The 19,384-nt window shown below is 48.3% G+C and carries 15 protein-coding genes; 11 read left to right on the forward strand and 4 right to left on the reverse strand.

Translation table 11 applies throughout. The annotated features are described in order from the left end of the window. The 3 genes from V7Z75_RS12875 to V7Z75_RS12885 form a co-directional block, all read left to right on the forward strand. On the forward strand, window positions 1–1,212 hold a 1,212-nt coding region (locus V7Z75_RS12875), incomplete at its 5' end, for a selenium-binding protein SBP56-related protein (protein WP_334109064.1). A 137-nt stretch (window positions 1,213–1,349) separates the two neighbouring features. Further along, complete coding sequence (locus V7Z75_RS12880) at window positions 1,350–2,156, forward strand: SCO family protein (protein WP_334109065.1); 807 nt, start codon at window positions 1,350–1,352, stop codon at window positions 2,154–2,156. Window positions 2,157–2,183: 27 nt separating this feature from the next. Next, complete coding sequence (locus V7Z75_RS12885) at window positions 2,184–3,434, forward strand: cytochrome-c peroxidase (RefSeq protein ID WP_334109066.1); 1,251 nt, start codon at window positions 2,184–2,186, stop codon at window positions 3,432–3,434. Window positions 3,435–3,473: 39 nt separating this feature from the next. Here the strand turns inward: V7Z75_RS12885 and V7Z75_RS12890 are convergent, their stop codons facing one another. After that, the gene (locus V7Z75_RS12890) at window positions 3,474–4,721 is read right to left on the reverse strand and encodes an NAD(P)/FAD-dependent oxidoreductase (protein WP_334109067.1); all 1,248 of its coding nucleotides are present in this window, start codon (window positions 4,719–4,721) and stop codon (window positions 3,474–3,476) included. A 312-nt stretch (window positions 4,722–5,033) separates the two neighbouring features. On the opposite strand from V7Z75_RS12890, the gene V7Z75_RS12895 reads away from it, so the two are divergent. Beyond that, the gene (locus tag V7Z75_RS12895; protein ID WP_334109068.1) at window positions 5,034–6,776 is read left to right on the forward strand and encodes a SulP family inorganic anion transporter; all 1,743 of its coding nucleotides are present in this window, start codon (window positions 5,034–5,036) and stop codon (window positions 6,774–6,776) included. Between the two features lie 11 nt (window positions 6,777–6,787). Here the strand turns inward: V7Z75_RS12895 and V7Z75_RS12900 are convergent, their stop codons facing one another. Next, entirely contained in the window at window positions 6,788–7,135 is a 348-nt protein-coding gene (locus V7Z75_RS12900) for an ArsR/SmtB family transcription factor (RefSeq protein ID WP_442919918.1), read from the reverse strand. 74 nt (window positions 7,136–7,209) lie between these two features. On the opposite strand from V7Z75_RS12900, the gene V7Z75_RS12905 reads away from it, so the two are divergent. The 6 genes from V7Z75_RS12905 (at window position 7,210) to V7Z75_RS12930 (ending at window position 12,093) form a co-directional block, all read left to right on the forward strand. Further along, a complete protein-coding gene (locus V7Z75_RS12905; RefSeq protein WP_334109069.1) occupies window positions 7,210–8,073 on the forward strand; it encodes an MBL fold metallo-hydrolase in 864 nt (287 codons plus the stop codon). A gap of 17 nt (window positions 8,074–8,090) precedes the next feature. Continuing rightward, window positions 8,091–8,624 carry a TlpA family protein disulfide reductase gene (locus tag V7Z75_RS12910; protein ID WP_334109070.1) on the forward strand — a complete coding sequence of 178 codons (534 nt, stop codon included), beginning with the start codon at window positions 8,091–8,093 and terminating at the stop codon, window positions 8,622–8,624. A 14-nt stretch (window positions 8,625–8,638) separates the two neighbouring features. Next, window positions 8,639–9,880 (forward strand): MFS transporter, encoded by a 1,242-nt coding sequence (locus V7Z75_RS12915; RefSeq protein WP_334109071.1) that lies wholly within the window; start codon window positions 8,639–8,641, stop codon window positions 9,878–9,880. 48 nt (window positions 9,881–9,928) lie between these two features. Further along, window positions 9,929–10,393 carry a DsrE family protein gene (locus V7Z75_RS12920; protein ID WP_334109072.1) on the forward strand — a complete coding sequence of 155 codons (465 nt, stop codon included), beginning with the start codon at window positions 9,929–9,931 and terminating at the stop codon, window positions 10,391–10,393. A gap of 226 nt (window positions 10,394–10,619) precedes the next feature. Then, window positions 10,620–11,711, forward strand: coding sequence for a protein adenylyltransferase Fic (fic, locus tag V7Z75_RS12925; protein ID WP_334109073.1), 1,092 nt, complete (start codon window positions 10,620–10,622; stop codon window positions 11,709–11,711). A gap of 184 nt (window positions 11,712–11,895) precedes the next feature. Beyond that, window positions 11,896–12,093 (forward strand): type II toxin -antitoxin system TacA 1-like antitoxin, encoded by a 198-nt coding sequence (locus V7Z75_RS12930; RefSeq protein ID WP_334109074.1) that lies wholly within the window; start codon window positions 11,896–11,898, stop codon window positions 12,091–12,093. Between the two features lie 401 nt (window positions 12,094–12,494). Here V7Z75_RS12930 and V7Z75_RS12935 read toward each other — a convergent pair whose 3' ends face one another. After that, window positions 12,495–13,265 carry a hypothetical protein gene (locus V7Z75_RS12935; protein ID WP_334109075.1) on the reverse strand — a complete coding sequence of 257 codons (771 nt, stop codon included), beginning with the start codon at window positions 13,263–13,265 and terminating at the stop codon, window positions 12,495–12,497. Window positions 13,266–14,678: 1,413 nt separating this feature from the next. On the opposite strand from V7Z75_RS12935, the gene V7Z75_RS12940 reads away from it, so the two are divergent. Further along, window positions 14,679–14,927, forward strand: a complete 249-nt coding sequence (locus tag V7Z75_RS12940; protein ID WP_334109076.1) for a hypothetical protein — start codon at window positions 14,679–14,681, stop codon at window positions 14,925–14,927. Between the two features lie 156 nt (window positions 14,928–15,083). Here V7Z75_RS12940 and V7Z75_RS12945 read toward each other — a convergent pair whose 3' ends face one another. Then, window positions 15,084–19,184: a hypothetical protein gene (locus tag V7Z75_RS12945; protein ID WP_334109077.1), complete on the reverse strand. Its 4,101-nt coding sequence runs from the start codon at window positions 19,182–19,184 to the stop codon at window positions 15,084–15,086. Between the last annotated feature and the right edge of the window lie 200 nt (window positions 19,185–19,384).

Genomic DNA, 19,384 nt, shown 5'->3' on the forward strand with positions numbered 1-19,384 from the left:
GGATGCCTATCCGTTAACTCAAACCCCGTTTACACAAAATTCGGGACACCCTCATCCGACAAGCTGGTCACCGTGGATACCAACCCCAGCTCCAAAACCTACGGCAAGGTCATCAACACCCTCTCCGTCGGCGGGCGCGGCGAAGCCCACCACATGGGCTTCACCGACGACCGGCGCTACATGTGGGCCGGAGCGCTGGACAGCAACAAAATCTTTATCTTCGACGTGGGCACCGACCCCGCCAAGCCCAAGCTGGTCAAGACCATCAATGACTACGTCGCCAAGACCGGCCTGGTCGGCCCCCACACCTTCTACGCCCTGCCCGGCCGCATGATCGTCGCCGCCCTGTCCAACGCCAAGGACCACGGCGGACAAACCGGCATAGCCATCTACAACAATGCCGGCGACTATGTCAGCACCACACTGATGCCGACCACCAACGGCGGCGACGGCTATGGCTACGACGCCGCCATCAACCCGCAGAAAAGCGTCATGCTCACCACCTCCTTCACCGGCTGGAACAACTACATGGCCGACCTCGGCAAGGTCGTGAAAGACCCCGACGCCATGAAGCAATTCGGCAACACCACCGTCATGTGGGACTACAAAGCCATGAAGCCGATCAAGATCTTCAACACCCCGGGCGCGCCGCTGGAAGCCCGCTGGTCGTTCGCCAATGGCGCCAACTGGGCCGTCACCACTACGGCGCTGACCTCCAAGGCCTATGTCTACATGCAGGATGACAAGGGCGAATGGCAGCAGCACGAGATCGGCACCATCGGCGACCCCGCCAAAATGCCGCTCCCGGTCGACATTGCCATGACCGGCGATGGCAAGGGCATGTGGATAGACACCATGATGGACGGCACCACCCGCTACTGGGACATGACCAACCCGCTCAAACCCAAGGAAACCTACGTCAAAAAGATTGGCTCGCATGTCAACATGGTCTCCCCCAGCTTTGACGGCAAACGGGTGTACTTCACCACCTCCCTGCTTGCCAACTGGGACAAAAAGGGCAAGGACGACGAGCAATTCCTCAAGATGTATCACTGGGATGGCAAGGAACTGAAGCCTGGCTTTGAGGTGGACTTCTACAAGCTGAAGCTGGGCCGCGCGCACCACATGAAGTTCCAGGCGCGCGACCTGAATACGTTGAAGCCTTTGCAAGCCTCGACACAAAGCAATGTGAAGGTTGCTTCAAATCGGTGAGGTCAGCTTCCTCTGATGATGGCCGTGCTGTGTGTATGACTACATGCAGCCGGTCTTCTCGCAAGTGACTCAGCAAACATCTCCGCCCCGACTCTATCAGTGAAAGGTTTTGATTCGATATGCTACGCAATAGATGGGTGAAATTTTTCTTGATAGGGTTGGCCTTGCTGATATCTGCCTGTTTGCTTTATCTCTACCTATCTCCTCAGTCGGTAAAACAGGCAGGTATTCTTTTTCACTCACATGAAGGAGGAGATGCGCATCAGCATTCGCCGGATCATGACCATCATTCAATGGGACACGATCATGACCATGAAGTGAATGTGGAGCTTCTTCCAGAAAAGTTCGCTGGTTTGCCTGAAGCCGGATCATATGAGTTACACCGAATTCAAAAAGCTGCCAGCTACGAGGTATTGGACAGCCAGGGCAATATCGTGCCGCTGGAACAATTCATCAAGGATAAGTACACCCTGCTCACTTTTTTCTATGAATCATGCTCGGATGCCAATGGCTGCCCTTTGGCAATGACCGTTATGCATACGTTAAAGAGTTACTTGAAGAAAGACCCTGAACTTGCCTCTCATGTGCGGTTTGTGAGCTTAAGTTTTGATCCTATACGGGATACGCCCGCCATGATGGCTGAGTTGGAGCAACGAATGGGTGGGGGTAACAAGGATGACGCGAGTGTGAAATGGTATTTCCTGACCACACAGGATGTTGACCATTTGATGCCACTGATTAATAGCTATGGCCAGAATGTGGAAATAGTCATCGATACAAAAACTGGAGAGCAAACCATGCAATATCAACATGTGCTGAAAATGTTCCTGATCGACCGGGAAGGATTCGTGAGGGAAATCTATTCTTCACTGGATTTATCCCCCGAGGTGTTGCTGAACGATATCCATACACTGGAAATCGCAGATCGCTCAAGAAAGAAGTAGTGTATTTACCTTAGTGGAGGATGGCAGATGGCAATCAACAGGCAATTGAGACTAGTCACGATTGTGATGGCGGCATTAATACTGGGGGCACTTTTCAGTGCCCTGTTTTACAAGATGGGGAGCTGGAAGCCTGGGTCTGCCTCTTTCCACGACGCCCCCTACCAGCTGCCAGCCGAAGACATGCTGGGCTTGCCCGAGCTGGCCATTCCCGAGGACAACCCCCTCACCATGGCAAAAGTAGCGCTGGGCAGGAAACTGTTCATGGACCGCCGGCTTTCCCACAACAACACCATCTCGTGCGCCATGTGCCATGTGCCCGAGCAAGGTTTCACCGTCAATGAACTGGCCAGGTCCGTGGGGATCGAAGGCCGTTCCCACCGGCGCAACGCACCCACTGTCGTCAATGCAGCCTTCATGCACCGGCTGTTTCACGACGGTCGCGAACCCATCCTCGAAGACCAGGTCATTGACCCCATCGTCGCATTCAACGAAATGGGCAATCCCGCCGTGGGCTATGTAGTGGAAAAAGTCAGCCAGCTGCCGGACTATGACGGCATGTTCGAAGCCGCCTTTGGCGGCAAGGCCACGCTGGACAGGCTGACCAAAGCCATCGCCGCCTACGAGCGCACCCTGGTGTCCGGCAACTCCAGGTTCGACCGCTACATGTACGGTGGGGACAAACAGGCCATGACCGCCGCGGAAATCAACGGCATGAAAGTATTTGCTGGTAAGGGCCGCTGCATCGTATGCCACACCATGGGCGAGAAAAACACCCTCTTCACCGACCAGAAATTTCACAACACCGGCATTGGTTATCATGCCAACAACGTACCCTATGAAAAAGAAAACAACACCATGCCGGTCCAGCTTGCTCCCGGCATCATCGTGGAAGCCGATTTGACGTTGGTGGATGAAGCAAGCGAAGACATCCCCAACGATGTCGGGCGCTTTGAAATCACGGAAAACCCCGACGACCGCTGGGCATACAAAACGCCTACATTGAGGAATGTCGCATTGACCGCGCCTTACATGCACGATGGATCGCTGATAACGCTGGAAGATGTAGTCGAGTTCTACGACAAAGGCGGAGAAGAGAATCCGCTGCTGGATCCATTGCTGAAGCCGTTGGGATTAACCGCTGCCGAGAAGCAGGAGCTGGTCGCTTTCATGAAGGCGCTCACGGGGAATAATCTTAAGAGGCTGGAGCAAGAAGCGCGTGCTGCCTATTACCTTTCACCAGTGGAAATGCCGCAATCATCTGTGAAAGGGGCGATGTAATTAAATAGGCCCCTCAGTTGAGGGGCCTATTTAAATGTATTAAGAGTCTGTGCATCTGGTCATCCATTCCGTCCCTTTGAGCATGCCAGCCCAATAAAAGCGAGGAAGAATGGATGCTTTTAACGCCCAGGCAGACCTCCTGGGCTTTGTGGGATCCAATGGAAATGATGGCAGTAGCTTGCCACCATAACCAAATTCAGCCAAGACAATTTTACCCTGTTGAACTGTAAGAGGGCATGAACCATAGCCGTCGTAAAAGGATTCCAACGGCTGATTCTTGCGAAGGGAGATAATGTTCTTTGCCACAATTACCACTTGTTTTCGTGTGGCTGCCGCTGTTTTGGCATTAGGGGTCGATGTAATGTCCCCCAGAGAAAATACATTGGGAAAGTTGGGAGACTGTAGAGTTTTATTGTCAACCAAACACCAACCCTTTGGGTCTGCCAATGGGCTGTTTGCGACGAAGTCATGAGGAACTTGTGGGGGTACTACATGAATCATATCGAATTCACGCTCAATTTTTCTTATTGAGCCATCTGCTTCTTTTACTTCGAACCATGCTTTTTTTGCTTGGCCATCAATCTTCACTAGGTTTGAATTGAAATTTAGCTTGGCATCATACTTTTCTACGTATTTCATTAATGGTGGTACAAACTCAGCTACTCCAAATAAGACAGCACCAGCATTATAGAATTCTACATTTATAGACTTAAGGGTATGGTGGCGTAGCCAATAATCGCAAGATAAATACATGGCTTTTTGAGGTGCGCCTGCGCATTTGATTGGCATGGGAGGTTGAGTGAAAATTGCTTTTCCATTTTTGAGTTTGGAAATCAATTCTTTTGTATAAGGGGCAAAGTCATAGGCGTAATTGGAGGTGACGCCATTTTTCCCCAATGTTGCCTCTAGTCCTTCGATTTTTTCCCAAGCTAATCTAAGTCCGGGGCAAACGATTAACTGATCGTAGTAAATTTTTTCCCCGTCTGATAGTTCTACTGCATTTTGGCTTGGAATTAACGAGGAGACACGACTTTTGATCCAAGTGGCAAATGATGGAATCACATCTTGCATTGGCCTTCTTGTTTTTTTTATATCAAAATCCCCGCTTCCGACCAATGTCCATGCAGGTTGGTAATAGTGGAATTCACCAGGTTCAATAATTCCGATACGTAAATTTGAATCTCGTTTCAATAAACTTGCAGTAACACTGATTCCGGCAGATCCGCCGCCAACCACTACAATGTCAAACTTTTGATTACTGACCAAATTTGAGCTGGACTTTGTCATATATACCCCTCTTATCTTTGATGATATAAATTTATTTTAACTTTCATCAAAGCAAGTATTTTGCCATTATTTGCAAGTTAATGATTAATAGGTTGATTTAGTTAATTTTGGCAAAATAACCTTTTTTAAATTGTGACTTAATCCCTACAATTTATGTCATATGATATTTGGTATAAATTAATATTTGTGTCAAAAATGGCGCATTATTATCAAGATAAATAAATTATGGGTTTTTTATAAAATATGCTGTATCAGATAATATATTTTTTAATATAATGTATTAATATTAATGGTAAGAAGTTCTGTTATTCAATGAAGAATATTAATGTAGAGAAGAAGTATAAGATTCATAGGTTCAGAAACTGGGCTCCTGAATGGCTTCTATCTTATAGAAGAGGCTTTCTGCAAGGAGATGCTTCGGCGGGAATAATCGTAACGATTATGCTGATACCTCAGAGTTTGGCTTATGCTCTTCTTGCAGGATTACCTCCACAAGTTGGCTTATATGCCAGTATTTTTCCGCTCATCGCATATGCCATTTTTGGCACAAGCATGACATTGGCAGTTGGTCCTGTTGCAGTGGCCTCTCTGATGACTGCTACTTCTCTAGCTCCATTAGCGTCTCCTGGTTCTCCAGAATATACATTTCTAGCAATACAACTTGCTATGTTCACTGGGGTAATTTATTTGTTATGTGGAGTATTCCGCTTGGGATTCCTGTCGCACTTGCTGAGTCATCCCGTTATCAATGGTTTTATTACAGGATCAGCAGTATTAATTGCAGTGGGGCAGTTAAAAGGGATATTGGGAGTCAGTGTTCCCAGTGATACTGTATTTGGCACTTTGGTTATGTTGGTTAGTTCCAGGGAAAATATCAATTTACCTACAGTTTATATAGGTATGGCTGCAATTGGTTTTTTATATTTTGCACGCAGCAGCCTTGCTACTTTATTCAAGAAAGTTGGTATTCCAGAGATACAAGCAAATCTGTTGACAAAACTAGCCCCCATGGTTGTGGTAATAGTTTCGACGTTTCTGGTATCACATTTTAATTGGTCTGAGCAACTAGGAGTCAAGATTGTGGGAAGTATTCCGGATGGACTTCCATTGTTGAATTATAAGTTGCCAAATATTGAACAGAGCAAGTCATTATTGATGCCTGCATTATTAATTTTTATCGTTGGTTTTATTGAAAGTGTTTCAGTAGCTCAGGCATTGGCACTACGAAGACAACAGAAAATCAGACCTAATAAGGAGTTGCTTGGAATAGGGGCAGCAAATGTGGCTAGTGCAATTTCTGGGGGATATGTTGTGGTAGGTGGTTTTTCGCGCTCAGTGGTGAATTTTGATGCGGGCGCCAACACTCCTTTGGCAGGGGTTTTTTCAGCTATTTTGATGATGATAGTTTTGGTAGGTTTCACAAGCTCTTTCTATTACCTCCCACATGCTGTGCTCTCTGCAACCATTATTGTTGCTGTACTGGGAATGGTTGACTTGAGCACGGTAAAGCATACTTGGAGGTACAGTAAGGCAGATGCTCTTGCATTATTGGGGACAGCAATATCCGTGATTGCTATAGGTGTTGAGCCAGGTATCTTGATTGGTGTATCACTGTCCGTACTGTCATATCTTTGGAATGCAAGTCGACCCCATATTGCTATCGTTGGACGAGTGAAAGGAACAGAACATTTCAGGAATATAGAGCGATATCAAGTTGAAACTGTACCCAATATTGTATTTGTCAGGATTGATGAAAATTTGTTTTTTGGGAATATTCAAGCGGTGGAGGATGCTGTTCATGCGATTTTGCATAAGCATCCAAAGGTGACAGATATTGTTTTGTTGGGAGCAGCCATCAATCACATAGATTCAACTGCCTTGGAAGTGCTATGTACTATGAATGCCCAGATTAGGAGTATGTCCAAAAAGTTGCACCTTGCCGAAATCAAAGGGCCTGTCATGGATCGATTGAAGAATAGTCAGTTGTTGAGGGAATTATCAGGCGAACATTTCTTGCATGCCTGTGAGGCTTTTGAAGCTCTGGCGGATAAATAAGATGTTAGGTTTTATGCATAGCCAAGCGCTTTACCGCAGTATAGCTTGGACATTGTTTGCATCACTTGTACGACTTCATGACAAATCAATTTGTAAAAAATGAATTTGCCGTCACGAGTGGTGGAAACAACGCCTTCTTCACGAAGTATTGTCAATTGTTGCGAAAGTGTTGGTTGGGGAATACCGGTAAGCAGTTGAATATCTTTTACATTTTTCTCACCCTGGGTAAGAAGGCAAAGGATCATCAAGCGATCTTCGTTCGCCAGGAGTTTGAGCAATGAGCATGCTTTTGTTGCTGATTCTCTTAACACCTCAACTTCGGTGGGAGTCAATTGTTTTTCTATTGTTCTCTCATCCATTTAGACATTCAATCTAGTAGTTCATGGTCAACAGGAAAGTAAGACCTAACCATAAATTTAGAAAAGGAACCTATATGATACTGAAAGTTGAATCATTTTTCGATGATATTACCTTCACTATTACACACGTTATTAGTGATCAATCGAATAATAGCTGTGCCATAGTGGATGCAGTTCTGGATTACGATGCCAAATCTGGTCGTACTTCTACCAGAATGGCTGATCAAGTTATTGAATATATTGAATTAAATAATTTGAAGGTGGAGTGGATTCTAGAGACGCATGCTCATGCCGATCACGTCACAGCAGCTCCTTATTTGAAGCAGAGGCTAGGTGGTCGCATTGGGATAGGAGAGCACATTCTGAGAGTACAGTCTGTTTTTAACGTAGTTTTTAATTTTGATAAAACAGATGCGCCAACTGGGGAAGAGTTTGATCATCTTTTTTCTGATGGGGAAGAATTCAATATTGGCAGCCTCAGAGTCAAGGCCATTAATGTTCCTGGGCATACCCCTGCCGATATGGCTTATATTGTAGAAGATTACATGGTTTTTGTAGGAGATACCCTATTTATGCCGGATGTTGGCACGGCTCGATGTGATTTTCCTGGTGGAGATTCCTATGCTCTTTTTAAGTCTATCAAGCGAATTTTGTCTTTGCCCGCAGATACTCAACTCTATATGTGTCATGACTATCCTCCTTCAAATCGTGAGCCACAGTTTATCTCTACCGTTGCGGAACAAAAAGCCAATAACATTCATGTGAATGATTCAGTCAGTGAAGAAGATTTTGTGTATATGCGAACTAATCGGGACCGTACTCTTGCGTTTCCAACACTGATCCTTCCTTCTATTCAGCTCAATATTAGGGCCGGGAGAATGCCTAAGGCAGAGAAAAATGGCGTCAGTTATTTAAAAATACCTATCAATGGCATTTGATTGGTGAGGATGATGATATGGAACGTTCAACCATTGTGATGGTTTTTCTACTTGTCATTTCCAGTGGGATATACTCGCTTGCCTATACTTTGTCCATTGCAGGAAATGGTAATGTTAAAGCGAAAAGTAATCCTATATATACAGGAAGATTTATTGATTCATATAACAAGCCATACTCGTTGCATAGGCTGGAAGGGCATGTAGCAGTTGTCAATTTCTGGGCGACTTGGTGCGGCCCATGTCGTGAGGAAATGCCGGATCTTTCCAGCCTGAGCAAGACGTATCAGAATCAGGGGGTAATTTTTCTTGGTATAGCTGCCGATGATGTAGAGAAAGTACAGGAGTTTCTTAAGACTACAAAAGTCGGGTATACAAATCTGGCAGCGGATTTTGAAGCAATGAAACTAAGTAGGGCGCTTGGTAACAGCAAAGGTGTGCTTCCTTACACGATCATTCTAGATAGGGAAGGAAATATTGTTTATAGCCATATAGGAAGGATAAAGCCGGAAATTGTCCAGTCGACCCTAGACCAGATATTGGTTAAGAAATAGTAGTTGCGACTTGTATGGCTAACGCTCGTCAAATCACCCTGGGGTTAAGGTCAAATGTAAAACAATTTTCCTTTCTCATACTGATCAATGCCTTTGTAGGAGCGATGGTTGGGTTGGAGCGCAGCATCCTTCCGATGGTTGCCGAGCATGATTTTCAACTGACTTCGAAAGTCGTTCTTTTTTCCTTTATTCTCTCCTTTGGTATTGCGAAGGCGTTTACCAATTACTGGGCCGGACATTTATCTGATCGTTATGGACGCAAGCCAGTTTTGATCGGTGGGTGGCTGATGGCAATTCCTGTTCCATTCATCTTGCTTTGGGCGCCCGACTGGGATTGGATAATATTTGCGAATGTACTGTTAGGCGTCAGCCAGGGCTTTACTTGGTCAACTACCGTGATTATGAAGGTTGACCTTGTCGGATCAAAACAGCGGGGCCTTGCAATGGGGCTCAATGAGTTTGCTGGATATGCTGCGGTGGCGTTGAGCTCGTTGGCAGCGGGATGGGTTGCCTCAAGCTATGGCCTGAGAGACCCCTTCTATCTTGGAATAGCATATGTTGGGGTAGGTCTGTTGCTATCCGCGGCAATCATCCGTGAAACCAAGCATCATGCGGAGTATGAGGCAGAAACCTTGCACCGGCCGGATATCTCGATTGATCAACCGCGTGGCTGGGATGTTTTTTGCAGGACTTCTTTCAAGGATCGTAACCTGTCCACCATTAGCCAGGCTGGCATGGTAAATAATCTGAACGACGGGATGGCATGGGGATTATTTCCTATTGTGTTTGCCGCAGCGAATCTGAACCTGAAGGAAATAGGAGGATTGGTCGCCATTTATCCCGGCGTATGGGGTGTGACGCAAATATTTACCGGAATATTATCCGATTATTTCGGTCGCAAATGGTTTATTGTCGGAGGGATGTGGGTGCAAGCGCTTGGTATTGTCATAATTGCCCTATCAACGGCATTTCCAGGGTTTATGTTCGGAAGTGTCTTGCTGGGGGGGGGAACTGCGATGGTTTATCCCACTCTTCTTGCCGCGATTGGAGATGTGGCTCACCCGTCATGGCGGGCGTCTTCTATCGGTGTCTACCGCCTATGGCGAGATCTGGGCTATGCCGTGGGCGCATTGATAACAGGCGTTGCGGCAGATCTGTTCGGGCTGAAGGTGGCCATATTGATCATCGCGGGTATTACTGCCCTTTCAGGGGTGGTATCTCTGATTCGTATGCAGGAAACCTTGCGGAAAACTTAGGTACTTCATGAATACAGACTTGGTAATTTGTAGTGTTGGAGCAAGTGGATGATGAATAAATTTCTAATTTTTTTCTTGTTGACCATGATATGTCCTCAATATGCGATGGCAGATAATGCTTTATTGGATAAGAACCGTTCCTACTCCGGCGCAGAGGTTGACAAAGATAGCTACAAGGCAATTTATCAGCTTGATAGCAACAATCCCGACATTATCAGAAAGGCTATCAGAAACATAAAGAACTTGATGAACGACCCCAGGTTGAAAGACAAGTTGCAAGTGGAGTTAATTGCATTTGCAGGTGGAACTGATGCGATGCTCAAGACGAGTGATTATGGTGATGCACTGAGGGAATTGGTTTCAATGGGAGTGATAGTAGCCCAATGTGAAAACTCATTGAAAGAGCGCCGTCTTGATAAAAGCCAGCTTCATGATTTCCTGGGTTATGTTCCCACAGCCAATGGTGAATTGGTGATCCGGGCTTCGGAAGGCTGGGTGATTATCAAGCCTTAAGAACCTATAAAAGCGAGCAAATGTACGGCTTTGTAAGCCGAAAGTCCGTTAGCACAGACATGCTGCTCTCGCCAATAGATGGGTAGGGGTGTCAGGTGAAGGCCTGACTCCCCATGGTGCCCAACCCTATAAAGCGGTAACATGTACAAAACATGGGAAATAATCGACACATTCCGTGAATATGTAGAACCCCCATGCCCTGATTGACCATCCCGAAAGCCCTCTCATGCCCTGGCACCCTGCACAGCCCTACAACCACATGCCCCTGTTGCCACCAGCGCAAGAGCAGATCGAAACCCGGCCCATCCTCAAAGCCTGCATCCAGGCACGGGCGGCATTGGCAGCACTGAAGCAGGCAGGGGACGACATGCCCCATCAGACGCTCCTCCTTCATCTCTTCTCCATGCTGGAAGCCAAGGACAGCTCCGCCATAGAAAACATCCACACCACGGTAGACCGACTGTTTCAACATGCGCACGATGAGCAAGGCGCAGACCAGGCCACCCAGGACGTCCTGCGCTACCGCACGGCATTGCAGCAGGGATACCTTCAGCTCCAGCAACGCCCCCTATGCAGCAACACCGCCGTTGACCTCTGCAGCCAGCTCAAGGGCACCCTCATGGACATCCGCAAAGTCCCCGGCACCAACATCAAGAATCAACTCACCGGAGAGATCGTCTACACCCCGCCTGCAGGCGAACCCATCATTCGCGACCTGCTGGGCAACTGGGAACAATACCTCCACCGCCAAGACGACATTGACCCCCTGATCAAACTCGCCATCAGCCACTATCAATTCGAAGCCATCCACCCCTTCCATGACGGCAACGGCCGCACTGGCCGCATCCTCAACCTCCTCTACCTCGTGGACCAAGGACTACTGACCCTCCCCATCCTCTGCCTCAGCCGCTACATCCTCCAGCACCAGGACCACTACTACCGCCTGCTCAACCACGTCACCGCCACCGACCACTGGCAAGACTGGATAGTCTTCATCCTCGACGGCATCACCCAAACCGCACACTGGACCTGCAGCAAAATCACCACACTCCGCGCCCTCATCACCACCACCGACCAGCACATCCGGACCCAACTCCCGCACCTCTACAGCCCAGCCCTGGTGCCACTCCTCTTCGAACACCCCTGCTGCCGCATCGGCACCCTGGTCGAACACCACATCGCCCAGCGTCAAACCGCCTCCCTCTACCTCAAGCAACTCGCCAGCCCCGAGATAGGCGTATTGACGGAAAGACAGATCGGGCGGGAGAAGCTGTTTGTGCATGACAAGCTGCTGGCTTTGTTGACGCAGGATAGCTGAAGTGGGGTAAATCCTGTGCTGTTCACAGAAGCCGTGTAGATTCGCCCTGTTTCGACAACAGCGTTACCGTCGGATGTATCATCTCATGACCACAGTCACACCTTTGCCCCATCAGGAGACCCCATGTCCGCCTCACCAAGCAAACGCATCAGGCCCCGCGTCAATGCCCATGTCCAGGAAAAACTTGAAACTGGGGATCAGCATCAACCAATTTCTCGCTCAGGCCGCCCAGGAAAAAGCGGAAAAGGTCATCGAACGCGAAATCGCATTCGCCCAGAAGCGCAAGGAATTCATCAGGCTGCTTGAACTACTCGAACACCCACCTGCCAGGAATGAGCAAGTCAATCAGGCAGTGGTGGGGCAGGACAGGAAGAAAGAATGATCTTCTTACTGCTCATGAGTCAACCTGACTCCCTGGAAATCTTTGGGTTGCAAGGATTTGCATATAATTGCTAATGCCGCTGACATAATGGGTAGATAGGACTTGTCCCAGGTGGACTATGCGCTGATTGCCTGCCTGCGTTGCTGGGTGCGAGAACTTGATTTTGTTCCTATCCTGGCCGTTTTTGTGCTCTATAGACACGGTCTTGGGGATGCGTGGACGGTGACTGACTCACTTTGAGTAATTTAGCCGGAAACAATCAAAATAATGCATGGGAACCCTGAAATTCCTTGGGGTATAAGGGTTTTCAGGGTTTTTGTTTTTAACAAAATAATATCAATCTGTCATCAATGTGATTTTGATTGATGGCAGTTTGATCACCATGAGCGTGTTTTGAATAGCTAAGTCCATGTATCAGCCAATGATTCTGTACTTAATGTGGGTCTAAATACCTTATGCGCCTTATCCACATAAGGGATATGCTCCGGCCAATTCATCGGTGCATCCTTGTAGTGTTGATGCCACAGCTTTCTCACTTCCTTGAGGATGCTCATCTCCTGCAACCTCACCCCATTGAACCCCGGCATGCGCAGCATATCGGCGATTTCGGCTTCCAGTTGTTCCGCACGGGTCGCATGAATGCGGGTTTTGGGTATCCGTCCTGAGGCCAATCCCGTGATGCGTTCATACAAGTGTGCATAGTACGGCTTCTGAATCTCCCAGGTGACATGCCACTGTCCCCCATGCGCCCTCGGCCGTTGTCGATGTACCAATACAAACTGCTGTTGCCAACGCAACCTCCCATGCTTGTCATGCGCATCCTCGATAGCGGTATGTTCCTCCTCGAAGACCTTGCCCGTTCCCGGCGTAATCAACAGCCACCACAGCACATGCGTGATCGGCTGATCCTGCCCTGGCACTTGCGGATACATGATCAACACCGTATTCGCCTTGCCTTGTTTCTTGTTGCGCCAACGGGTGCTATTACTGACATCACACTGATAGCGCTCCTTGAACTTCCGCGCTAAGGCTGCCGCCTTCTCGATCGGGATCAGCCCACTGATCCAGTAGCGATATCCCTTATGCATCATCTCCATCAGATAACGCATGGTCTGGGCTTTGTTCACTGGAATGCGGGCATAAGGAATGGAAAGTGGTTCATGATATGGCATTGACGGCTCCTGAATGGCAACTGGATATACCGTATAGCCACCGCATGGAAATAGAACAGACAACGTCACAAAGACCTGGCATCAATCAGAGGCTCACTGATTGATGTTTATATGTGGTGTTAAAGCGTGCGAAGCACACTACTAGAGATTCCATACCACAGATACCAAACTCCCGATGGATGTCCGCCGTGGACAGCCATCGGGCACATGGCGCACGCCCCGATCACCATCTCCCATCGGCGAACCTCCGGTAAAAAATTACCTCGCCATGCCGATTTCAGTCGAAGTGGTATCTATATAGCAGTAGGAACTCAGCAATGAACACTGTTTGCATCGGGAATCCATGTGCGCCATCTCCACCGCCAGCCAAGCTGGTCGGGGATGTGCGCCAACGCATCCCCGACATGATCAAGGTTCAAGCAATACGGTATGCCATACCGTATTGTTCCACGCCGTAGCCGGATGCTCTTAATAGAGCTCGTCCGGCTGCAACGGGCGCTTCGGGGGCTATCCACCCCCGATTCGACCCAATCGACTTTGATCGAGATTGGGCGACGTGGACACGGGTCCTCAGGTAACTGAGATCACCCTGCCAGAAGTGAAAGCAGGTCACCAGTCCTGCCATGGGGGTGCTGGAAACGGTACAACCATTGCCACAGCCGAAGGCGTCAGTATGTCAGTGATGACATAAGTGCATCGGGAGAAGTCTTGGATGCATGGCACTGTGGGGCGCAAGCTCTGCAGGTCGGCGAATAGCTTAAGCGGTCAAAGCACCGGAATCTTCGGCAACGAAGGTGGGGAGGTGCAATGTGGAGTCGTGGTAAGCCATTGCCTGGGCAACAGTCCCACGGTGGTTAAAGTTGGAAATCGGTCAAGTGTTAAGTTAGGGACTTTGGAATCTCTCCCAGCTGAAATCTGCAATGAAAGCGGGGCACCCGCACACTGACTAGATGAGACGATGGCGTATCACGGCGTAGTAGCAACTGGCTAACACGGGAACCTGTTGACGGAGGCTGAGTGGCACCAGTCGATGTATCCGGCGCACCGAAGCGCATGGTCGCAAGACCATGTGCATAAAACGTGCTTGCAACAGGGGGAGCGGAATTGAGTACCGAGACGTCCGATGACGGAAGTCCTGTATGGGTGATTTAACCGAAACCCACAGGACAATCGCAAGATACGGGAAAGATGACAGCGTGATTTGAATCGTTTGCCTGGCGGCAATGATGATGTAAACGAGCGAAGTCTTTGGCGAGACTGACACTCAAGACACCATGATCGGGAGATTGTGGGGAATGGTAGTAATAGGTACGTAAGTTGTTTCGCTACTCTCAGAAATAGGAGTAGTGCTCAGCCCGGGCAGCTTGTCTGTCCGGGTGTCTCTGCATGTGCCTGTCCAGTGATAGTATTTGATTGATTCCCCTTCATCAACGATTCGAGCGGATAGCGCAGACCGCCAGGCGTGTGTGGGAAGAGAGTCGGTTATTGGGCCGACCATTGCCCAAGCGTGCAGTAGGCAGCATATTGCTGTTCAAAGGGCTGGAAGCCGAAGTGGCTGTCATCCTGAATATAGAGGGCATGAACTCATCGCACTTGTACGTGGCTATGACGCGCGAGTCGATAAAGCTGGTTGTGTGTAGTGCCAGCCCTATATTGGGCTAAGCTGAGGGTGAAGTCGCAAGAGAAAAATTTGCTAGCCAAATCCTAAGCCGAGTAGCGCTGGATCACATCATCGTGGCAAGAGCGGATCGTCTATTGCTGAACATAATTTGTTGTGAGCCTTGGGGTCTAAGCCCTTATTTACTCGATTCTTGCCTCTTAAATAAAAATCGATTCAGGCGCTTCCTGTCCGAGAAGTTTCTTCTGTCGCTCCTTGTTTCGGTCTTGGATTGCCGATTTTCTCGCTCTTCGAAATACAGGGGCGTAGAGTGACCAACGATTGATCGCTGGTGGTTTGTTACTCACGCGTGCATCCATCGAAGTCTTTGCTATCATTAAGCATCGCCAAAACTCCTCAGGCGTTGGAGCGTTCCACATGCTCTCAACCCAATGCTGTGCCCATATGGCATTCTTATGCTCTGTCAAAGCATGCTTAGCTGCTTGGCCAGATATGCCTTTATCACCATCGTGCCTGCTTATTGTCTTGGCGAAGTCATCAAATTGGATCGAGTAGCCCGCAATCGTAATTGCGTACGCTTGATCAAGTCTATCTTCACTCGCTGCCAGTTGTAGAACCATAGACTTGATGAAGTTAGTAGCGCCAAAGCGCTCGGCTGCTAGCACCTCCAGAGCAAGAACCGCATCATTTTCAGAATCTAATATCCTCTGATGCCATATTTTCTCTATTGGCTCAGATGCTTTACTTCCCCAAATTGCTTGATGTTCAAGCGTTAAGCCATCTCCCAGAGACTGCGTGATGAAACCCTGTGATGTTGAAGCTTTCGTCAGCAATTCAGCAGCACGATCAGGGAATTTCGCAGAAATCAGGTTCGCCACTACAAAAGCCAAGTTCTTGAGCCAAATAAACTGAGCATTTTCTGCTTGATTCAATATCTCGACCAGTTTATTCAACAGCGTTGGTGCTTCAGAAACAAAACGTTGGAGATTTTCGATAGTGAATTCTTGAACCAGAAATCGCGCATCCGACTCCTCTAGGTCCGCGAAGAACTCCTTTGCCACCACATTGAGTCTCCGCTGTTTCTCGTCGAAATCATCATCGGTTCCCAGAGTCTCCTTCAGGCTCCTCTGCTTGAGAAGACGCTCGCCTTCTCGATCTGTTTCTTCTATGGATAGGAGGGGAAAGGGGACTGATTCGGCCCTTGAGAACTTCAAGTCTGCAGATGGAGGCTGTATCTCCCGCGCAGCAGCAATTCCTCTGCAAAGCTGTTGCACAAAGAAATCCACCAAAGGCACGGTAAACGCTATTCCAAGCCTTTCGGCCGATGCAAACCACGTTTTTTGGCTAATACGTTTCAGAAGGTTGCCAACTGACACTTCATCGCGCGCGCATGCTTCAACCAGCAACATAGATCCAAACCAGCACTCATTGGTCTTTTCATCTGCTAAGGTCGCGTTCCAGCTACTGTGCGCGTGTGCTTGTCGAACACTATTCAAACCTTTTAGCATCGATAACTCATAGGCAATAGAGCGCAACTTAGAAGCCTTTCCTTTAGAGCACTTGAGTATTAGCTCTTCGAGTTCGCGATTGATTTGCGTTTGCCCGTAAAGTGCAGCCAGAAGAGCACCATATGCTGCGTCCTCATCGTTTCTTTGAAGTGCTTTCCAAACTGCCGCTATTATTTCTTTGGCCGCCTGTGGCTTGAGGCTCGGGATGACGGAAAGCAGGTAGTCTGGTCCGAGGTTCTTATCTGTCATGCACCTGAGCTGTTCACTTGCCGAAATCTGTCCTGCTGTGTAATAGAATGCGAACATTCGGCAAATCAATTGATCTTGTTTAGGCAATGTCTCAAAGGCATTGCTCTCCACAATTCGCTTAATCAAGTTCTTCGCCAGCTCAGGATCGACCAACGGGAGGTGGTCCTCGCAGTTCAAAATGACCTGCCGCAAAGGAAATCCTTCTCTCGTAAGCAGACCTCCAAGTATGCTTCGAGTTTTCCGAACAGCGGCCACATGCTCAAATCGGCAGGCAACCAGTAGAAAATCTCTGAAGTCATAGTCTTCCCTTCCAAGGCCCATTGATTGCAAAATCTTGTCGAGATCGAGAACGCTAAACTGTTGCAAACCTTCATCCATGTCTATCGGTCGTGTGGCGTCAGGGTTTGCCACTTTGACCTGGCGCCATTTGACTGGTGATGGTGGTTCGAAGTGATATGAATCCTTTCGCAACCCCTTAGCAAGCGTGCTGGCTTCCACAGCGTCACCTTCCTCGCCGCTAGCGTAGAGCATTCGAACGACGGTCCACTGGCCGCCTCGTGAGGTGGCCTTCGTGCGAAGTGGTTCAATTGCTCTTCGAAAAGCGCTTGCAGTTGCGACGCGATCCACTCGATTAAAGGTCGTAAGTTGCTGAAATGCTTTTCTTGCAGAGTGAACATTCTTGTCCAATGTGAACGCCAAACCCATCGCAACAAATGCATTGGCGAAGTCCACTAGAGAGCGATCTGCGAGCAAGCGAAGAGCCAGTGCAAACAACTCATCAAGCTCACTCGACACTTCGGTCATCTGTCTCAGTAATTTTTTTTCAAACACAGAGAGATTTGATAACTCTTCATCGATCTCTGCCTTTCTTTTCTCTATTTGTTCTGCATAATTGATATCACTTTGCTTGTAATAGCGGTTGACCTGCGCTATGGGGTCTTTGTTGTAGCAGTGAAGCCAATGATGGATGGCTGTTTTTGCTGCGTGCCATCCCGTATCGGTTGATGCGACCATGAGCGCAGCGTGGATAAACCAGTCGTGATTGATCCGCTGTCCTGTTTCGAGACAAAGAGTCTTGAGAACATCGAAAAGTGCTTCTGGCCGATGCTTGACGATCTCGACAAACTCCTCGAAGCGTTGATCATTGACGTTTTGGAGGTTTGCAAAAGCATCCAACAGAGCTGAAAAAATAGCTGCATCGAAGCGGATATCGTCAAGAGCGCAGATCAGTAGAGATGCAAAAATGACATCGGCAGTTCGGTCCATCGCATTTATGGGTTCGACGAGTTGAGTAACCCGGACTGCCAAATCATGCTTTACTAAATGCGTTCGCCATAGCTGATCGACTAGCGTGAATCCCAGAGCGAGAGTCAAGCCCTCATTACGTAGTTCATAGAGATCACTCGGCCCTGTGAGTGGTCGAAAAAAACGGGTCTCGATCACGGCAGTGGAATTAGTCTGAAAATTTTGAGGTGGTTCGCTCGAAGATTCCTTCACTCTCTCCAATACCTTTGTTGCGTGCTCGCTAAGGCGTTTGGTCAAGCTTGCAAAGGATTCGTCCTCGTAGTTCTCACGCTGCGACGCACGAAGGTGCTCCATTAACAATCTGTCTGTGGTTAATCCCTTCCATGTGATTGACTCCCGATGCGAAAGAGTTGCTACTGCGACGGCGAGCAATCTCGGATTCTTGAGTGTTTGCAGAGTTTTCTGATCAAGCCAGTCAAGAGAAATTCCATAGTGCTTCAAAAGTTCGTCGCGCTCTGCGGGCAACCATTCCGGAATCTCGATAATTTTTGGAGTGAAGGCTAAACCACGGACTATTTCTTTTTGCCAATAGTGTGGTCTGACGGTCACGACCATCAGACCTCCGATTTCCGCCAATCGGGACTGGATGCCGTTAAGTAGTCGGTCCCAACGGAGATTTTGCCGCTGATTTAGACCATCAACGACGACTAGCAAAGGAGCAAGCGGCGGTGCGGTTTTCCAGGCCTCCAGACGGTGCCTCCACCTGAGCCTAATTGTATCGTGGGCTACCTCGCCTGTTTGCTTGATAAGAAGATCGATCAAGAAATCATCAAGGTTGTCGACAGGCACATCTTCAAGCTTCTCCGCGCTAATGAATAGACCAAAGCCAGCTGCGTCGCAGCACAATTGAGCGGAAAGCCATGATTTTCCATGTCCCTCATCTCCTAATAAGACAATTTCTTTGCCTATTTTAAGTTCATTTAAGATGCGTTCACGCAGATCATTGCGCATTGGCGGGAAGGTCTTCTCCTGCAGAACTGCGAGCCCTTGCCCGAGGCGCTCCCTGGCGTAACGAATGGAGTCAAATGTTTGCTGTCGCCACTCAGTGTTCAAATCGATGGCTCGCTTCAAAGCCAATTTAGAAACATTCAAGTTCGACTTGAGGCGTAGGAGGAGATTTTCAAATTCTGGATGACTGGAGATAGATGAGAATGCCGCTTTCAGATCTTTAAAGCGACACGTTTTTGCCTCAGAATTATTGACTAAAAAGTCTATGGCTGTATTACCAGCAGCAATCACTGCGACGGCAAGAAGCGGCAGTGGGACAACGGTCCAATCTAGAATAAGCGTAGAGATAGCATGTTTATCACCGTCTTCTTCAATAGCCTTTGCGAGCTGGGTATTGATTTCGGTTGTTGCGCCGAGAACCCACAGGCGATCGGCAGAGGGTGTCCCGAATTTTGTGTAAACGGGGTTTGAGTTAACGGATAGGCATCCGC

It is taken from the genome of Methylobacillus sp. (assembly GCF_036844465.1).
Classification (GTDB): Bacteria; Pseudomonadota; Gammaproteobacteria; order Burkholderiales; family Methylophilaceae; genus Methylobacillus.

Excerpts from the sequence above, each read along its gene's own strand:
- V7Z75_RS12885 (WP_334109066.1), top strand. The coding sequence starts at position 2,184 with ATGGCAATCAACAGGCAATTGAGACTAGTCACGATTGTGATGGCGGCA.
- V7Z75_RS12890 (WP_334109067.1), bottom strand. The coding sequence starts at position 4,721 with ATGACAAAGTCCAGCTCAAATTTGGTCAGTAATCAAAAGTTTGACATT.
- V7Z75_RS12895 (WP_334109068.1), top strand. The coding sequence starts at position 5,034 with ATGAAGAATATTAATGTAGAGAAGAAGTATAAGATTCATAGGTTCAGA.
- V7Z75_RS12900 (WP_442919918.1), bottom strand. The coding sequence starts at position 7,135 with ATGGATGAGAGAACAATAGAAAAACAATTGACTCCCACCGAAGTTGAG.
- V7Z75_RS12905 (WP_334109069.1), top strand. The coding sequence starts at position 7,210 with ATGATACTGAAAGTTGAATCATTTTTCGATGATATTACCTTCACTATT.
- V7Z75_RS12910 (WP_334109070.1), top strand. The coding sequence starts at position 8,091 with ATGGAACGTTCAACCATTGTGATGGTTTTTCTACTTGTCATTTCCAGT.
- V7Z75_RS12915 (WP_334109071.1), top strand. The coding sequence starts at position 8,639 with ATGGCTAACGCTCGTCAAATCACCCTGGGGTTAAGGTCAAATGTAAAA.
- V7Z75_RS12920 (WP_334109072.1), top strand. The coding sequence starts at position 9,929 with ATGATGAATAAATTTCTAATTTTTTTCTTGTTGACCATGATATGTCCT.
- fic (WP_334109073.1), top strand. The coding sequence starts at position 10,620 with ATGCCCTGGCACCCTGCACAGCCCTACAACCACATGCCCCTGTTGCCA.
- V7Z75_RS12935 (WP_334109075.1), bottom strand. The coding sequence starts at position 13,265 with ATGCCATATCATGAACCACTTTCCATTCCTTATGCCCGCATTCCAGTG.